Below are 16,926 nucleotides of genomic sequence, written 5' to 3' on the forward strand. Positions count from 1 at the left end.
GCATACCCTAAGGGATGCAGGTTTTCTGTTTTAAGCACATCAGCTTTTTAGATGAGCTAATGGATTACTTTTTCGCTTTAGCAAAAGCGGCAGCGAATGCTCCACCCATTGCAGCGTTTTGTTGCGGCTCTTCACGACGGCGTTGGCCACCTTGCGAGTTTTGATTCGAGCGGTTTTGTGTGCGAGGTGCACTTGAACGTTGAGCACGGTTGTCTTGTCCCGGCTCGTCCTTCATACGCATGCTTAGTGCAATACGTTTACGCTGAACATCCACTTCCATCACCTTCACTTTCACGATGTCGCCCGCTTTAACCACTTCACGTGGGTCAGAGACAAAGCGATCGGTGAGCGCTGAAATATGCACTAAGCCATCTTGGTGAACACCAATATCAACGAAGGCACCAAAGTTAGCCACGTTCGATACCACACCTTCTAAAATCATGCCCGGTTCTAGATCTGAAACACTGTTTACGCCATCGGCGAAGGTTGCAGTCTTGAACTCAGGGCGAGGGTCGCGTCCCGGCTTATCCAGCTCCTTGATGATGTCGGTGACCGTTGGAACACCAAAGTTTTCATTGGTGTAATCAACCGCGTGCAAACCACGTAAGAAGTCGGTGTTACCCACCAGAGATTTGATGTCTTTGTGGTTTTTCTCAGCGATGCTTTTCACTACTGGGTAAGCTTCTGGGTGAACCGATGATGCATCCAGTGGGTTTTTGCCATCCATAATACGTAGGAAGCCGGCACACTGTTCAAAGGCTTTTGGCCCCAAGCGTGCGACTTTTTTCAGTGTAGTACGTGCTTCAAAACGACCATTTTCATCACGGAAGTCCACGATGTTCTGAGCGATGGTGCTAGACAGGCCAGCAACACGAGTCAGTAGCGCAGCCGAAGCGGTATTCACATCAACACCAACCGCGTTTACACAGTCTTCGACAATCGCATCTAGGCGCTTAGCGAGCATAGTTTGGCTCACATCGTGTTGGTATTGGCCCACACCGATCGATTTAGGGTCAATCTTCACTAGCTCTGCCAGTGGATCTTGCAGACGACGAGCAATAGACACCGCACCACGGATTGATACATCCATGTTCGGGAACTCTTTTGCTGCTAGTTCAGACGCAGAATACACCGATGCGCCTGCTTCGCTAACAATGATCTTTTGCGCTTTTAGGTTGCCGCGTTTAATTACGTCAGCCACAAAGCTGTCGGTTTCGCGTGAAGCCGTACCGTTACCAATCGCAATCAAATCAACATTGAATTGACGAACCATCTGCTCAACCACATGTGCCGATTTGTCGTATTGCTTTTGAGGTGGGTGAGGGTAAATAGTTTCTGTTGCCAAAACCTTACCGGTTGAATCCACGACAGCGATTTTCGAACCGGTACGTAAACCTGGGTCCAAGCCTAAGGTTGCTCGAGGACCAGCTGGCGCTGCCATGAGTAGGTCTTTTAGGTTGGTTGCGAATACTTCAATCGCTTCGATCTCTGCACGCTCTTTCATTGCGCCCATCAATTCAGTTTCCATGTGCATAGAAACCTTGATGCGCCATGCCCAGCTAATCACTTGCTTACGCCAAGCATCCGCAGGAGCACTGCTCAGAGTAATGCCGTAGTGATCAGAGATAATGTTCTCACAGTAAGAACCACGAGCGCCTTCTTCTTGCTCAGGATCGGCATTCATCGCCAGTGTTAGGAAGCCTTCATTGCGGCCACGCAGCATGGCAAGTGCACGGTGAGACGGCACTTTGCTGAGTGTTTCGTTGTGCTCGAAGTAGTCTTTGAACTTCTCGCCTTCTTGCTCTTTACCTGTCACTACACGAGCGACTAGCTCTGAGTTGCGTGTTAGGTGTTGGCGAATCTTTTCTAGTAGGTTTGCGTCTTCCGCAATGCGTTCCATGATGATCGCACGAGCACCATCGAGAGCAGCTTTGGTATCGGCAATGCCTTTATCGTTGCTGATGAAGTTCGCCGCTTCCGTTTCTGGATCGTGCTGTGGTTCATTCCACAGTGTGTCGGCAAGTGGTTCTAAGCCTGCTTCGATAGCAATTTGACCTTTAGTGCGACGCTTTGGTTTGTATGGCAGGTATAAATCTTCTAAGCGAGTCTTGCTGTCAGCCTGAGTTATATCACGCTCGAGTTCTGGCGTGAGTTTTCCTTGGTCTTGAATCGACTTAAGAATTGTTTGGCGACGATCGTCTAGCTCGCGAAGGTATGAAAGGCGGCTATCAAGGTTACGTAGTTGGGTATCGTCTAAGCCACCCGTAACTTCTTTACGGTAGCGGGCAATAAAGGGAACGGTGTTACCGTCGTCAATTAGGTTGACTGCGGCAGTGACTTGCTCAGAACGAACATTCAGTTCTTCAGCAATCAGTCGACAGATAGCTTGGCTCATCCGATGAATCTCTTATTTAATATCATGACAAATACATGGGGGTGAGCGTACGCTTTTTCTAGCTTTGGCTGTGTAATTATCCTGTCAGAAGTCGAATTTCCGTTTCTGATACCCGCTTTGTGCGAGATCTCTTACAAGTGATGTGAGACTAAGTCGCTTTAGACCGATGAAATCGTCTTGATGTTACACTAAGTTGCTGATTTTATTTGATTGTGTGTTTGTGGGCGTATTTCTCACCTGAAATGTTTTTTAAGACTATCTAGGAAACACGGCCATTTGCCGTAATATTTAACTTGTCGACAGGGAGTTGGCAGGAACAGGAAAAAGCCTAATGGACTAGGTATCTTCAGGATGAAGATTTGATTACTTAGGATGAGTGGTCAGCAAGGAAGTGATAATCTCTGGATGAGATTCGCCAGTCAGGATGACAGGCTAGAATGGACACCGCTAGGATGGCGATGAACAAAAAGGAAATTGGTTAAAGGATTTAGCCACTATCAAGGAAAGATGCAGGGAGCACCTTATCTCGAAGAGATAAACAGTAGCCGGATTGCTGCGATAGAGACTTAACCCCGCTAGGCGAAAGCCTTGCGGGGTTTTCTTTTATCTGGAGTTTGGGTTTGCTGAACACTCAGTTTATCGCTAAGTGTTTATTAAGTTTGGTTATTCGTTGTCTGCGTAGCGAATCGAGTTAATGAACCACTCTTTGTCGCCTTCCGGTGTTTTTACCGTAAACTCGTCATCTACTTCTTTCTTGAGCAGAGCTCTAGCCATTGGTGAGTCGATAGAGATATAGCCTTTAGCATCGCCGTAGATCTCTTCTGGGCCGACAATTCGAAACTTCTTAATTTCCCCATCATCATTCTCAATTTCGACCCAAGCACCGAAAAATACCTTACCTTCTTGTTGTGGCGAGTAATCAACGATCGTGACATCAGGTAGGAACTTTCTTAAAAAACGCACTCGGCGATCGATCTGACGAAGTAGACGCTTATTGAAGGTGTAATCTGCGTTTTCTGAGCGATCTCCAAGGCTTGCCGCCCAAGTGACTATCTTAGTAATTTCAGGGCGTTTCTCGTGCCATAAGTGGTCATGTTCTGCTTTGAGCTTGTTATAACCTTCTCGAGTAATAAGTTTGGTTTTCATAAATCTGACTTAATGAAATGATGATCTAAGATAGAATATATAGAAAGGCAACATACGTTAACAATTATTTAGGCGACTTTTTCTCCAATAATGTTACATTTTTAATGTCTTATACCAATATACAATTTACCAAGAATGCTTAACCTTAGGTTTAAGCTTTAATAGGTGGAACCATTACATGCAAGAAAACTACAAAATTTTAGTGGTCGATGACGATGCTCGTTTACGTGCACTGTTAGAGCGCTATCTGTCAGAGCAGGGCTTTCAAGTGCGTAGCGTGGCAAACAGTGAGCAGATGGACCGCCTGTTAACCCGTGAAAATTTTCACTTGATGGTATTGGATTTAATGTTGCCGGGCGAAGATGGTCTATCGATCTGTCGTCGTCTACGAAACGCAAACAACTCGCTACCAATCCTGATGCTTACTGCAAAGGGTGATGAAGTGGATCGCATTGTGGGCTTGGAAGTGGGTGCTGATGATTACCTGCCAAAACCATTTAATCCACGTGAACTGCTTGCTCGTATTAAAGCTGTACTGCGTCGCCAAGTCATTGAAGCGCCGGGCGCACCAAGCACAGAAGAGTCTGTGGTTGAGTTTGGTGAGTTCCGCTTGAACTTAGGTACTCGCGAAATGTTCCGCGGTGAAGAGCCAATGCCGCTTACTTCGGGTGAATTTGCGGTTCTTAAGTCCTTGGTAACGAATGCTCGTGAGCCAATGTCTCGCGATAAGCTGATGAACATGGCTCGTGGCCGTGAGTATTCAGCAATGGAACGTTCTATCGATGTTCAGATTTCACGTCTGCGTCGTCTAGTTGAAGAAGATCCAAGCAAACCTCGCTACATCCAAACGGTGTGGGGCTTGGGTTATGTATTCGTTCCAGATGGCAAAGCTGTGTAATTCAGCTTAATAAGCTCTACAGTAGCTTTATCGATTCTGTGAATCTTACGGGTCATCTCATTAATATGCGATGGCCCGTTTTCTATTCAGCACAATGGTTTAGAGTTATAGTCATATAACACTTTCTTTATCTTTCTACATCTCGGGTACCCCATGCGTATACGTAGCTCCTTTACTCAGTCGATAGTGCTTTTCTTAACGCTATTGGTCGCTAGCCAAATTTTTTCTTATTACGCGGTGTTTAACTATGCGTTGATGCCAAGTTTGCAGCAGTTTAATAAGATTTTGGCTCACGAGCTAAACCTGGTATTGGACCAAGGCAGTGATATCGAGATCGATGCGCCATTGCGTCAGCGTGTGCTTGAACAGCTCGGGGTAACCGTTCACGCCAAGGGCAGCGAAGCGGCGGGTGAGTATTACCATGCGGTCGCAATCGACCTGATGAGTGAGGAGATGACCAAGGAGCTGGGTTCTGAAACTGAAGTGCGGCTGATCTTGGGTAAAGAGAGCTATGTGCTTTGGATGGACATTGCGCAGTTACCCAACTCTTTAATTCGTATTCCGTTATCAGAGCTGCAAGAAGAGGATTTTGCACCACTGTTTCGTAACAGTCTGATCATGGCGCTGTTGATTGTCGCAGGTGGTTGGCTGTTTATCCGATTGCAAAACCGTCCGTTGATAGCGCTAGAGAAAGCGGCGCAAGGTGTCGGGCGAGGTGATATTCCACCGCCATTGCCAGTTCAAGGCGCACAAGAGATTCGCTCGGTAACTCGAGCCTTTAACCAGATGTCGAAAGGCATCCAAGAGCTAGAAGAAGACCGCGCCTTGTTGATGGCGGGTATCAGCCATGATTTACGTACTCCGTTAACGCGTATTCGCTTAGCAACCGAGATGATGTCGCCAGAAGACAGCTATTTGGCGGAAGGCATCATCAGTGATACCGAAGAGTGTAACGAGATCATCAGTCAGTTCATGGATTACCTAAAGCCTGTTGACAGAGACTCATTCCAAGCGGTGTTTGTCGATGATATTGCGCGAGAAGTTTCTAGCTCTGAAGGTGGCTATGAGGTCCAGATTGAAACCGATATTCCAGAAACCATGAAACCTGCGTTGGGCAACCCGATCGCAATGAAGCGTGCTGTGAGCAACTTGGTGGTGAATGCGCTGCGTTACGGTAATGGTTGGGTCAAGGTATCAACTGGTATGACGGCGGATAACAAGCTTGCTTGGGTGACGGTAGAAGATAACGGGCCGGGTATTCCACAAGACCAGATCGGAAAGCTGTTTGAACCTTTCACGCGTGGTGACACGGCTCGTGGTAGCGAAGGAACGGGCTTGGGCTTAGCAATTGTGAAACGTATCGTTAGCCAGCATCAAGGTGCTGTTGTGGTCAATAACCGCAGTGAAGGTGGCTTAAAAGCGCAGATCAGTTTCCCGGTTAAGCCCTAGTTATCATCGGTCCGTTTGATGACGATAAGTTCGGTTCGGGGAACGGTTAAGAGATCCCCGACTCGGTCATTCTTCCCTCTCCGAGGATGACGAATTGCTAACCATGGACTTTGATGATGAAAGTTTACTTTGATCGTCATTCCCTATCGTGAGGAACGAGCGAATAGGGAATCTCGCTCTTGCTTGATGAAAGTAACGCACACTAAAAAGGCTTCCTTGAGGAAGCCTTTTTTACGTTTGAATACGGTCTCAGTGTTAACTATGCCTTAGTGTTAACTACGCCTTAGAGTAAACATCGCGTTCACCCAACCAACGGTTGATGATCGCCTTAGCATTGTCTGGGTAGCTATCGTGAATATGACGCGCAATACGCTGCACTTCAGGTATCAAACGTTGGTCACGAATTAGATCGGCGATCTTGAAATCAGCCAAGCCAGTTTGTTTGGTACCGAGCAATTCACCGGGGCCACGGATTTCTAAGTCGCGCTGTGCAATCACAAAGCCATCGTTACTTTCACGTAGCACACCTAGGCGTTTCTGAGCGGTTTTAGACAGCGGAGAGTGATACAACAATACACAATGACTTGCGACCGAACCTCGGCCGACACGGCCACGCAGTTGGTGCAGTTGCGCTAGGCCAAGACGTTCTGGGTTCTCGATGATCATTAAGCTCGAATTCGGAACATCCACACCAACTTCAATCACGGTTGTCGCAACCAATAGATGCAGCTTGTTCTCTTTGAACTCTCGCATCACCGCTTGTTTCTCGGCGGGTTTCATACGGCCATGGACTAAACCAATTTTTACGTCAGGCAGTTTGCGTTGTAGCTCTTCTGCTGTATCAGCTGCAGCTTGAGCTTCCAGTACTTCCGATTCATCAATCAGCGTACATACCCAGTAGGCTTGTTTGCCTTCATTGAGACACGCATTTTTCACACGTTCAACAATGTCATCGCGCTTGGTATCAGGAATTGCCACGGTTTGAATTGGGGTTCGTCCCGGTGGCAGTTCATCAATAATCGAAGTTTCGAGGTCGGCATAGGCCGTCATTGCTAACGTTCGTGGGATTGGGGTAGCGGTCATGACCAACTGATGGGGGTAGTAGCCTTGCTTTGCGCCTTTCTCACGTAGCTCTAATCGCTGGTGGACACCAAATCGGTGTTGCTCATCAATGATCACTAAACCAAGGTTTTTGAACTCGACATGCTCTTGGAACAGGGCATGAGTACCGACCACCATTTGCGCTTCGCCACTGGCAATACGTGTTAGTTCAGTTTCACGAGCTTTGCCTTTGAGCTTACCTGCTAGCCATCCAACTTGAATACCCATTGCCTCAAACCAGTTGGCAAAGTTAATCGCGTGTTGTTCTGCGAGTAGTTCAGTGGGTGCCATAAGTGCTACTTGTTGACCGTGTTCCAATGCGCGAACCGCCGCCAGTGCAGCGACTAAGGTTTTACCAGAGCCCACATCACCTTGCACTAAACGCATCATAGGATGCGGCTTTTCCAAGTCAGCTTCGATCTCTTTGGTCACTCGTGCTTGGGCATTGGTTGGTGAAAACGGCAGCTGAGCCAGTAGCTTATCTTTAAGGGTGTTTACTGGAGGAAAAGGCATTGCCTTGTCTTGCTGCCCTTTGCTACGAACAGACAACATAGACAGGTTTTGAGCCAGTAACTCTTCCATAATTAGGCGCAGTTGCGCAGGGTGCTTGCCTTCATCAAACAGCTCTAGGTCAATGCCCGGGGGCGGCCTGTGAATGGTATGCAGTGCTTGTGCGAGGGTAATTTGGTGGTCGTATAAACCTGATGGGAGAAGCTCGTTAACTGCGGCCTTGTCGATTAGCTCTAAGGCTTGATCGGTAAGATTACGCAGCGTGACTTGTCTTAGCCCTTCGGTGGTTGGGTACACCGGAGTCAGGTTGGCTTCAACGTCTGGTTGTTGCCTAGGAGCAAAGAATTTGTAATCCGGATGGACAATCTCAAGCCCCATATTGCCGCGCTTGATCTCACCATAAGCATGCACTTGTTTGCCTTCGGCAAAGTTATTCTTCATGCCTGCAGTGAAGTTGAAAAAACGCAGTGTAATAGTGCCATTACCATCACTGATCTTTACTGCGAGCATCTTACGTTTACCGAAAATGGTATCGACGTGCATTACCTTGCCTTGCACTGCTGCCCATAAACCAGCATGCAGTTTTACGATTGGATAGATACGCGTTCGATCTTCATAGCGCAAAGGCAGGTGAAATAGCAGGTCTTGTACATTGTTAAGCCCAACCTTCTCTAGTTTCTCTGCGACTTTAGCGCCGACTCCAGATAAAGAGTTGAGAGGGATAGCAGATAAAAGCTGTGACATAACAAGGCTCATAAACGTAAGAGAGATGATCTATTCAAGCATTTTACTGGATTTTTGTACAGGCAGGAATGGGAGGGAGCGCGGTAAATACTAGGATTACGGTTATAAAAATCCCCTTAAGCGATAAAGCATTAAGGGGATTTAAATTCTTGGCAAAACTATTATCAAGTTTAAACGTTAGTTCTTACGACGTCTTACTTTCAGCGCGTGTGGCATCACACGTAGCTTTTTCATAATACTTGCAAGATGAACACGATCTTTGGTGGTCAGCAAGATAGTCACTGTGTACAGGCGTCCATCACGTTCTTCAGTTGAAATACCGTGAATGTTCGAGCCTGTTTTCGAGATAACGTTAGTTAACTCAGCCAGTGCACCTTGGTGATTCTGCAGATCAACCTGAAGTTCAGCAGTGAACTCTTGGTCGTAATCGTCAGACCATTCAACCGCCATGTATTTGTCTGGTTCTTTCTGGTAACCACGAACGTTTGGACACGTTTCACGGTGAACCACAAGGCCACGACCTGGCGATACATGGGCAATGATGTGATCATCTGGAATTGGGTGACAACAGTTAGCGAACGTCAGTAGTAGACCTTCAGCACCACGGATAGCCAATTTCTTCCTTGGTGTGTCGCTGTTGTTTTCCACTTCAGTCAGTTCGTCAGCATCACCCAGTAGACGACGAGCAATAACGATACTCATCAGCTCACCAAGACCAATCGATGCCAGTAAGTCTTCAACATTGTCTAGGCGAAGATCAGACAATACGTGGTCGATATTCTCTTGGCCGATATCGCCAATAGAGTGTTCGCCAAGTGCGTGGTTCAGTAGACGACGACCTAAGGTAATCGACTCTTCGCGGCGCATAGTCTTCAGAACCTGACGGATCTTAGTACGCGCACGTGAGGTCACCACGTAGTTGAGCCATGCTGCATTCGGACGTGCGCCCGGAGCACTGATGATCTCAATGGTTTGACCGTTCTTCAGTGATTTGCTGAGTGGGTAAGGGTTCATGTCTACACGAGCACCTACACACATGTTGCCGACATCGGTATGTACCGCGTAAGCAAAATCGACCGCTGTTGCGCCTGCCGGAAGTTCGACAATGCGACCCTTCGGCGTGAACACGAAGATCTCATCTGGGAACAGATCAGACTTAACGTTTTCAATGAATTCGAATGAGTTACCCGCGCTTTGTTGCAGCTCAAGTAAGCTCTGCATCCAACGTTGTGCTTTAACCTGTGCGGTCGTGCCATTACTGCTGCGTGAGCCGTTGCCTTTGTAAGACCAGTGCGCTGCGACACCTTTGTCTGCCATTTGATCCATATCTTCAGTACGGATCTGAACCTCAACTGGCACCCCGTGAGGGCCGATCATTGACGTGTGCAGAGATTGGTAGCCGTTGGCTTTTGGTACCGCAATGTAATCTTTCATGCGGCCAGGGCGAGGCTTGTACAGGCTGTGAGCCTGACCAAGTACGCGATAACAAGTATCTGGGGTATCAACCACGACGCGGAAAGCGTAGATGTCCATAATGGTGTGGAAGCGCTGCTCTTTAGTTTTCATCTTGTTGTAGATGGAGAACAGGTTCTTTTCACGACCAAGTACGCGAGCAGGCAAACCGACCTCTTCAAGGCGGCCTTCAATTTCGCTATGGATACGTTGGATCATTTCCTTACGGTTACCACGCGCAGCTTTCACTACGTTTTTAAGTACGCGATAACGGTTAGGATAGAGGGCTTCAAAGCCTAGCTCTTCTAGTTCGGTCTTGATGTTATGAATACCAAGACGGTGAGCTAGTGGAGAATAAATCTCTAGGGTTTCACGAGCAATACGACGCTTTTTGTCAGGACGAAGTGCCCCAAGCGTGCGCATGTTGTGAGTACGGTCAGCTAATTTGATCAAGATAACGCGGATGTCTTGCACCATGGCGAGAACCATCTTGCGGAAGTTCTCTGCTTGCGCTTCTTTGCGATCACGAAATTTAAGCTTATCCAGCTTAGATACACCATCAACCAATTCAGCAACGGTATTGCCAAATTTTTCCTCTAGATCTTCTTTAGTGACATCACAGTCTTCGATGACATCATGAAGCAGAGCAGCTTGCAGGGTTTCGATATCCAGACGCATTTCTGCCAGGATTCTTGAAACAGCTACAGGGTGGATAATGTATGGTTCACCGCTTGAGCGGGTTTGCCCTTCATGGGCGTCTCTCGCTACCACATAAGATTGACGCAGAGCCTCAATTTGAGGCTCTGTTAGGTATTCTTGGGCAACGTCTTTGAGGCTATCGAATAGATACAAATTAAAGGCCCGGAAGGTTAATTAGTTCGAATGACGTTCTTAACGAGTGTGAGCGATGCTGCTTACTGCTGCAAGTTCAGCCGCTTCTTGCTCTTGTTGCTCTTGACGTTCACGAGCATCTAGTACGTCTTTAGTGATAAGACCTTCTTCGATTTCGCGAAGAGCGATAACCGTTGGCTTATCGTTTTCTTCAGGCACTAGTGAATCTTTACCGCCAGTTTGCATTTGACGTGCGCGGCGAGCCGCAATAAGAACTAGGTCGAAACGGTTGCCAACTTTTTCAACAGCGTCTTGAACAGTTACGCGTGCCATGAGGACTCCAAATAGTAATTAACTAATAAATTTTTGATGACGAGAAAGTATACAAGTTTAACTAGATACTTTCTAGATCACCGTATACTTATCTCAATAGAAAATCTAGGGGATCTAGATTATTCCGCTAATAAAGCAGTAAGCATGCCGCTGTATTTCGCTGCTTGCTTATCTTCTTTTAAGCGTTCCGCACGAATGATAGCTCTGAAGTCCATTAGGGCTGCATCAAAGTCGTCATTCACGATCACATAATCATATTCTGCATAGTGAGAAATCTCTGATTTTGCTTCGCTCATGCGTTTCGCAATAACTTCGTCGCTGTCTTGACCGCGAACATTCAAACGACGCTCTAGCTCACCATTTGATGGTGGAAGAATGAATACACTCTTCGCTTGAGGCATTTGTTCACGGATCTGACGAGCACCTTGCCAGTCGATATCTAGGAATACATCGATACCGCGGTTTAGGTTTTCTTCAATCCAAACGCGTGAAGTACCGTAGTAGTTGCCGAACACTTCAGCGTACTCTAGGAATTCACCTTTAGTAATAAGGTCTTCAAAATGATGCTTCTCTACGAAGTGGTAGTGAACACCATTTTCTTCACCAGGGCGCATACCGCGAGTGGTGTGTGAAACAGATACCTTCATTGCGTAGGTTGGATTGGTTTCTAGCATTGCTGAGATCAAGCTCGACTTACCTGCGCCACTAGGTGCAGATACGATGTAAAGAGTACCTTTGCCCATCTGTATATTTCCACTGTTGGTTGGATTGAGTGAAGGCAATAAACCTACACTTTAAAAGATAGCACTGACTCTAATTTTTGTTCCGATGGCGCATCTACTAATTGTGCCGTTGGTTACGTCTATAAAGAGATAACGAGTAAAACTAATAGAAGCAACTGGTGAAAATTAGGTCAGAAAAATGGAGGCGAAGAGTAGCATATTTAGATGATTGAGAACAACTGGCTTGATCGTTATTTATTAGCGAATGATCTTCTCAAGGATCTTTGTATAAATGTAATGACTCGTCATCGGTACTTTTTTATGTGATCTGGACAAAATTTGTTGAAGTTTTAATCTCAATCCTTACAATCCGCGCAAACGATTAAATGCTGTATATGTTTGATGAAATGGGTCAAATGTTTCTACTACCGAGCCTACCTTGGTGACTACAGTTTTTAGTGTAGAGACCTCTCTATTCTCACAGCATTTGAATCACCAAATTCTTAATTTATTGCAAAGGTTTTGTTGTGAGTACCGATTCCACCCTGAAAGCCCAGAACACCTCTGGCTCGCTTGATTCGATGTTTAAAATCACTGAAAGAAAAACCACGATTGGCACTGAGCTGTATGCGGGTTTCATTACTTTCTTGGCGATGAGTTACATTCTGGCGGTTAACCCAGCAATTTTGGGTGATATTCCAGGCATGGACAAAGGTGCCGTGTTTACTGCAACGGCTCTGTCTGCGGCAATCGCAACCCTAATTATGGGCATTTGGGGCAACTATCCTGTAATGCTAGCGCCGGGCATGAGTATGAACGGCTTTTTCAAAGGTCTGCTGTTAAGTGGATCTGTTGCCGTGCTTTGGAATGAAGCGCTGTTCGGTATCTTCCTATCTGGTATTTTGTACCTTGCGTTCTCGTTAACTAATATTCGTAAATCGATGATTGAATCGATTCCTGAAGATTTGAAGTTGGCGATTACGGTGTCTCTTGGACTGTTCATTGCTTTCTTAGGTCTTAAGAATGCGGGCATCATCGTTTCTAACCCATTCGTATTGGTTGGCTTAGGCGACATTTCCGATCCAAAAGTGATCATCGCTTATGTGAGCATCTTCATCGCACTGGGTTGTATGGTTCGCGACATCAAGCTAGCAACGTTCATCTCGTTCGTTTCAGCTATTGTGTTGACGATTCTTGCTGACGTCTTCATGGGTACTTCAAACGCACCAATCCCAGAGCAGTTCATTGCTATGCCACCAAGCATGGCTGGCAGCTTCGGCGCTATCTTTGATTTCTCTGCTTTCACGCCAGAGAAAATGTTCGACCTACTGTTCATCGTACTTATCTTCTTGATTGTCGATTTCTTTGATGGCTTGAGCACCATTGTCGGCGTTGGCCGTGATGCGGGTATCATCGATAAAGACGGCAAGGTGCCAAACGCGAAATCGGCTCTAGTAGCAGATGCGGGCGGTACTGTGATTGGTTCAATTCTTGGTACCACATCGATCACTGCTTTCTCTGAGTCTGGCATCGCTTCTTCTCAAGGTGCGAAAACGGGCTTGGCAGCAGTCATGGTGGCTGGTCTGTTCCTAATCTCGCTATTCCTATACCCAATCTTCTCTATCTTCTCGGCTGCAATGGTTGCACCGGCGATGGTAGTGGTTGGCATCTATATGGTCGGTCGCCTTGGTCAGATTAATTGGGAAAAGAAAGAGTCACGCATTGCAGCCTTTTTTACCATCATGTTCACAGTGCTAAGCTTCTCTCCTGCGAACGGTATGGCGATGGGCTTCATCAGCTACGCATTCACAATGGTTGTGGCAGGTAAGCGCAAAGAAGTACACCCGCTTATCTACGGACTGTGTGTGGTGTTCTTAACTTACCTGATTCTGCTTTAAGGCTAATTAGTCACTAAGAAGTCGCTAAGTAAAAGACAAACAGATGGCTCTGCAGTGAATGCGGGGCCATTTTTGTATTTGTTGCTTTTTACCGTTGCTTCTTAATGTTGGTTACCGATGAGTTGATGGCGTTAGCCTAAAGTCGGTGCTTTGACAGTACGCGACTTATATTGATGCATGCTATTGTAGAGACTGGATTAATTATTTTTTGAAGAGTGACTATGCCTTCTCACTTACCTAAATCTTTTAGTAAGCCGTTTTTAAAAGTATTCCACATTATGGAAGCGGTATTGCTGGTGGCGATCACGCTCGCGACCTTGTTTGCGATGGTCGAAGAGTTCATGCATGTCTTCGCTGAACGCCGAGTGCAATTGACCGACATTCTGCTGATGTTTATCTATTTAGAAGTGTTGGCGATGGTTCAGCAGTTTGTAATGAACGGTAAGATCCCAGTGCGATACCCAATCTATATCGCGATGATGGCGATTGCTCGTTACATCACTTTGGGCATGAAAGAACTCGATGCGGTATTGATCGTTTGGTTATCTTTAGCGGCATTTATCTTAGCAGCAGCAACTCTGTTGATTCGAGTCGGTCACCATTACTGGCCATATGTCGATCTCAGAACTAAGCAGCCGGACGAGTAAATTTTTTGAGATCAAAGTCTTACAAATCAAGCCCGGCGACCTAGCTGGGCTTGAATTCAAGCCAACCGAACAAAAAAACATCAAATTGTCCAAATAACGCTTTACAAGCAGGCTCAGATCACCAAGAATGGCGTCGCTCTGTTCTCAGGGTTATTAAATGAAACATCCAGTTGTAAAGTAGAACCCTTAGTATTGCTTCATTGTTATTCTCAGTGTTTCCCTTAGCTTCATAGATACATTAAATAATTCAAGCTTTCAGCGCATCGCACTTTTGGCGATTAATTTTTTATTTTTATATAAGGGACACATCATGTCTAACAAAGTAAACGGCGTAGTAAAATGGTTTAACGAAGAGAAAGGCTTCGGTTTCCTAACTCAAGACAACGGCGGCGCTGACGTATTCGTACACTTCCGTGCAATCGCTTCTGAAGGTTTCAAGACTCTTAAAGAAGGCCAACAAGTGTCTTTCGAAGTAGAGCAAGGCCAAAAAGGTCTTCAAGCTGCAAACGTTGTAGCTCTATAAGATTTTAAGTCGGCGCAGGTTGCAACAGCAACTTGCGTCACTTTCTCTCTCAAATCTGTTTCCCCCTCAGCTTTACCGCAACACTCTTCTCCACTAGCAATACCCCCTCTAAATATTCAAAAATCCTGTTTTATATCCGTCATCTCGTTCTATCTATCGCTGTATCTGTTCTTTGCTCTAACTCAATCTTCTACGTAACAACCAGTCACTTGCTCATCCTGATTGCCATTACTGTATCCATAAAAAAAGCCCCTAAAATTAGGAGCTCATTTTGGTCTAATCAACACTGTTAGTTAATCAACACAGATTAGGCTGATTACTCTGTATCGTGTACCGCTTACAGACTGTTATTCAATGTTCTGAATTTGCTCACGCATCTGTTCGATAAGAACCTTAAGCTCTACGCCTGATGCTGTGATGTCTGTGCTGATAGACTTAGACGCTAGCGTGTTTGACTCACGGTTGAACTCTTGCATCATGAAGTCTAGCTTACGGCCACAAGCGCCACCTTTCTTCAGTACTGCATTTGCTTCTTTCACGTGAGAATCTAGACGGTCTAGCTCTTCTGCTACGTCTGACTTCTGCGCAAGTAGGATAAGCTCTTGCTCAACACGAGAACCTTCAAGTTCGATTTTCGCATCTTCAAATTTGGTAAGAAGACGCTCACGTTGCCACTCTAGGATCTCAGGCATGCGTGCACGAACTTTCACTACTTCTTCAGTGATTGCATCTAAGCGCTGTACGATTAGCGCCTTCATGTTCTCACCTTCACGAGCACGAGCATCAATGAACTCTGCGATAGCATCGTTGAATGCTTCAAGTAGGTCTTTGTTGATGGCATCCATGTCTTGCTCTGGCGTTTCCATCACACCAGGCCAATTCATGACTTGGAATGGGTTCAAACGGCTGTCTTCACCTGTCATCGTCATTACTTGGTTCGCCGCATTGATTACTTGCTGAGCCAAACCTTCGTTAATGCTTAGTTCGCCCTTTGCAGCAGGGTTTGCTTCAAAGCGTAGGTTACATTCAACCTTACCGCGCGCTAGACGCTTACGGAAACGCTCACGCAAGATTGGCTCTAAACCACGGAACTGTTCAGGCATACGGAAGTAAGTTTCTAGGTAGCGTTGGTTTACACTACGGATTTCCCATACTGCGCTGCCCCAATCGCCTTTTACTTCTTTGCGTGCGTACGCGGTCATACTATAAATCATCGAATTTTCCTGTCTTTTATCATTCTGAAAATAACGCGCACGCATAGTATCACGATATGGTGTGCTCTCGAAGCCTGTCGCTTTTCACTGTAAATAGCCTTTCGTGATAAATAGCTTTGAACGGTAAATAGCTTTGCACGATAAACTGCTATATAATCTTGCCCCAATCAAAACTGTCTCACCCCTTTCTTAGGTGATGCACTCTTTCGATAGTAAATCACTTCAGACTGTTAATAAGGTAGATACCAATGCGTCCAAATGACCGCGCTGTAGATCAAATTCGTCCAATTAAAATTACTCGTAACTACACAGCTTATGCTGAAGGTTCTGTATTAGTTGAGTTCGGCAACACTAAAGTTCTATGTAATGCGACGGTAGAAGAAAACGTACCGCGTTGGTTAAAAGGCCAAGGAAAGGGTTGGGTAACGGCTGAATACGGCATGCTGCCACGTGCAACGCACACTCGTAACCGTCGTGAAGCGGCGAGCGGCAAGCAAGGTGGTCGTACGATGGAAATCCAACGTCTGATCGCTCGTAGCCTACGTGCTGTTGTTGACCTGAAAGTAATGGGTGAAATTATGATCACTGTCGATTGTGATGTTATCCAAGCAGACGGCGGTACTCGTACTGCTTCTATCTCAGGTGCAAGCGTTGCAATGGCTGATGCTATCAACAGCCTACTAGCAAGCGGCAAACTGAAAAAGAATCCAATGAAAGGCCACGTAGCGGCAGTTTCAGTGGGCATCGTTGGTGCACAAGCACTGTGTGACCTTGAGTACGTTGAAGACTCAGCAGCCGATACCGACATGAACGTTGTAATGACGGAAGACGGCAAGATGATTGAGATTCAAGGCACTGCAGAAGGTGAACCGTTCAGCCACGAAGAGCTGATGCAGCTTTTAGCCCTGGCGAATAAGGGTATTGCTGATATTGTTGAAGCGCAGAAGTCGGCGTTAGCAGAATAGTTTTTAGATAGCTCCTTTTTTAAGGGGCTATTTTTTTGTCTGTAAAACTCGAAAGAGTAGTACAGAGCGTAAGTTAAGTTTTATTGAATAAACGTAGA

13 protein-coding genes and 1 riboswitch are annotated in these 16,926 nt (G+C 46.1%); of the genes, 6 read left to right on the plus strand and 7 right to left on the minus strand.

Features of this window, described 5'->3' with window-relative positions; translation table 11 throughout:
• Positions 1 to 64: 64 nt before the first annotated feature.
• Positions 65 to 2,395, minus strand: coding sequence for a Tex family protein (locus AB6F11_RS09095; RefSeq protein ID WP_102394585.1), 2,331 nt, complete (start codon positions 2,393 to 2,395; stop codon positions 65 to 67).
• A gap of 663 nt (positions 2,396 to 3,058) precedes the next feature.
• Positions 3,059 to 3,541, minus strand: coding sequence for a transcription elongation factor GreB (gene greB / locus AB6F11_RS09100; protein ID WP_017062470.1), 483 nt, complete (start codon positions 3,539 to 3,541; stop codon positions 3,059 to 3,061).
• 178 nt (positions 3,542 to 3,719) lie between these two features.
• Between greB and ompR the strand changes: the two genes are divergently transcribed.
• Positions 3,720 to 4,439, plus strand: coding sequence for a two-component system response regulator OmpR (gene ompR, locus AB6F11_RS09105; protein ID WP_008218409.1), 720 nt, complete (start codon positions 3,720 to 3,722; stop codon positions 4,437 to 4,439).
• A 153-nt stretch (positions 4,440 to 4,592) separates the two neighbouring features.
• Entirely contained in the window at positions 4,593 to 5,888 is a 1,296-nt protein-coding gene (gene envZ, locus AB6F11_RS09110; RefSeq protein WP_102320999.1) for a two-component system sensor histidine kinase EnvZ, read from the plus strand.
• 276 nt (positions 5,889 to 6,164) lie between these two features.
• Here envZ and recG read toward each other — a convergent pair whose 3' ends face one another.
• The 4 genes from recG to gmk all read right to left on the minus strand — a co-directional run bounded on the left by recG (position 6,165) and on the right by gmk (position 11,602).
• Positions 6,165 to 8,243: an ATP-dependent DNA helicase RecG gene (recG, locus tag AB6F11_RS09115; protein WP_017066313.1), complete on the minus strand. Its 2,079-nt coding sequence runs from the start codon at positions 8,241 to 8,243 to the stop codon at positions 6,165 to 6,167.
• A 177-nt stretch (positions 8,244 to 8,420) separates the two neighbouring features.
• Positions 8,421 to 10,547 (minus strand): bifunctional GTP diphosphokinase/guanosine-3',5'-bis pyrophosphate 3'-pyrophosphohydrolase, encoded by a 2,127-nt coding sequence (gene spoT / locus AB6F11_RS09120; protein WP_017062467.1) that lies wholly within the window; start codon positions 10,545 to 10,547, stop codon positions 8,421 to 8,423.
• A gap of 39 nt (positions 10,548 to 10,586) precedes the next feature.
• On the minus strand, positions 10,587 to 10,859 hold the full coding sequence (gene rpoZ, locus AB6F11_RS09125; RefSeq protein WP_009848003.1) for a DNA-directed RNA polymerase subunit omega: 273 nt from the start codon (positions 10,857 to 10,859) through the stop codon (positions 10,587 to 10,589).
• 119 nt (positions 10,860 to 10,978) lie between these two features.
• Positions 10,979 to 11,602, minus strand: coding sequence for a guanylate kinase (gene gmk, locus AB6F11_RS09130; RefSeq protein WP_017062466.1), 624 nt, complete (start codon positions 11,600 to 11,602; stop codon positions 10,979 to 10,981).
• Between the two features lie 348 nt (positions 11,603 to 11,950).
• A riboswitch (purine riboswitch) is annotated at positions 11,951 to 12,050 on the plus strand.
• Positions 12,051 to 12,108: 58 nt separating this feature from the next.
• Between gmk and AB6F11_RS09135 the strand changes: the two genes are divergently transcribed.
• The 3 genes from AB6F11_RS09135 (at position 12,109) to AB6F11_RS09145 (ending at position 14,649) form a co-directional block, all read left to right on the plus strand.
• Positions 12,109 to 13,479 (plus strand): NCS2 family permease, encoded by a 1,371-nt coding sequence (locus AB6F11_RS09135; protein ID WP_017062465.1) that lies wholly within the window; start codon positions 12,109 to 12,111, stop codon positions 13,477 to 13,479.
• 221 nt (positions 13,480 to 13,700) lie between these two features.
• Positions 13,701 to 14,126, plus strand: a complete 426-nt coding sequence (locus AB6F11_RS09140) for a phosphate-starvation-inducible protein PsiE (protein WP_017062464.1) — start codon at positions 13,701 to 13,703, stop codon at positions 14,124 to 14,126.
• Between the two features lie 310 nt (positions 14,127 to 14,436).
• Positions 14,437 to 14,649, plus strand: coding sequence for a cold-shock protein (locus AB6F11_RS09145; RefSeq protein WP_017071067.1), 213 nt, complete (start codon positions 14,437 to 14,439; stop codon positions 14,647 to 14,649).
• A gap of 347 nt (positions 14,650 to 14,996) precedes the next feature.
• Here the strand turns inward: AB6F11_RS09145 and AB6F11_RS09150 are convergent, their stop codons facing one another.
• Positions 14,997 to 15,863, minus strand: coding sequence for a YicC/YloC family endoribonuclease (locus AB6F11_RS09150; protein WP_017059268.1), 867 nt, complete (start codon positions 15,861 to 15,863; stop codon positions 14,997 to 14,999).
• 248 nt (positions 15,864 to 16,111) lie between these two features.
• Between AB6F11_RS09150 and rph the strand changes: the two genes are divergently transcribed.
• Positions 16,112 to 16,828: a ribonuclease PH gene (gene rph / locus AB6F11_RS09155; RefSeq protein WP_019826449.1), complete on the plus strand. Its 717-nt coding sequence runs from the start codon at positions 16,112 to 16,114 to the stop codon at positions 16,826 to 16,828.
• The last annotated feature ends 98 nt before the right edge of the window (positions 16,829 to 16,926 follow it).

The sequence above is a fragment of the Vibrio sp. 10N.247.311.14 genome, assembly GCF_041467715.1.
Lineage (GTDB): Bacteria > Pseudomonadota > Gammaproteobacteria > Enterobacterales > Vibrionaceae > Vibrio > Vibrio crassostreae_C.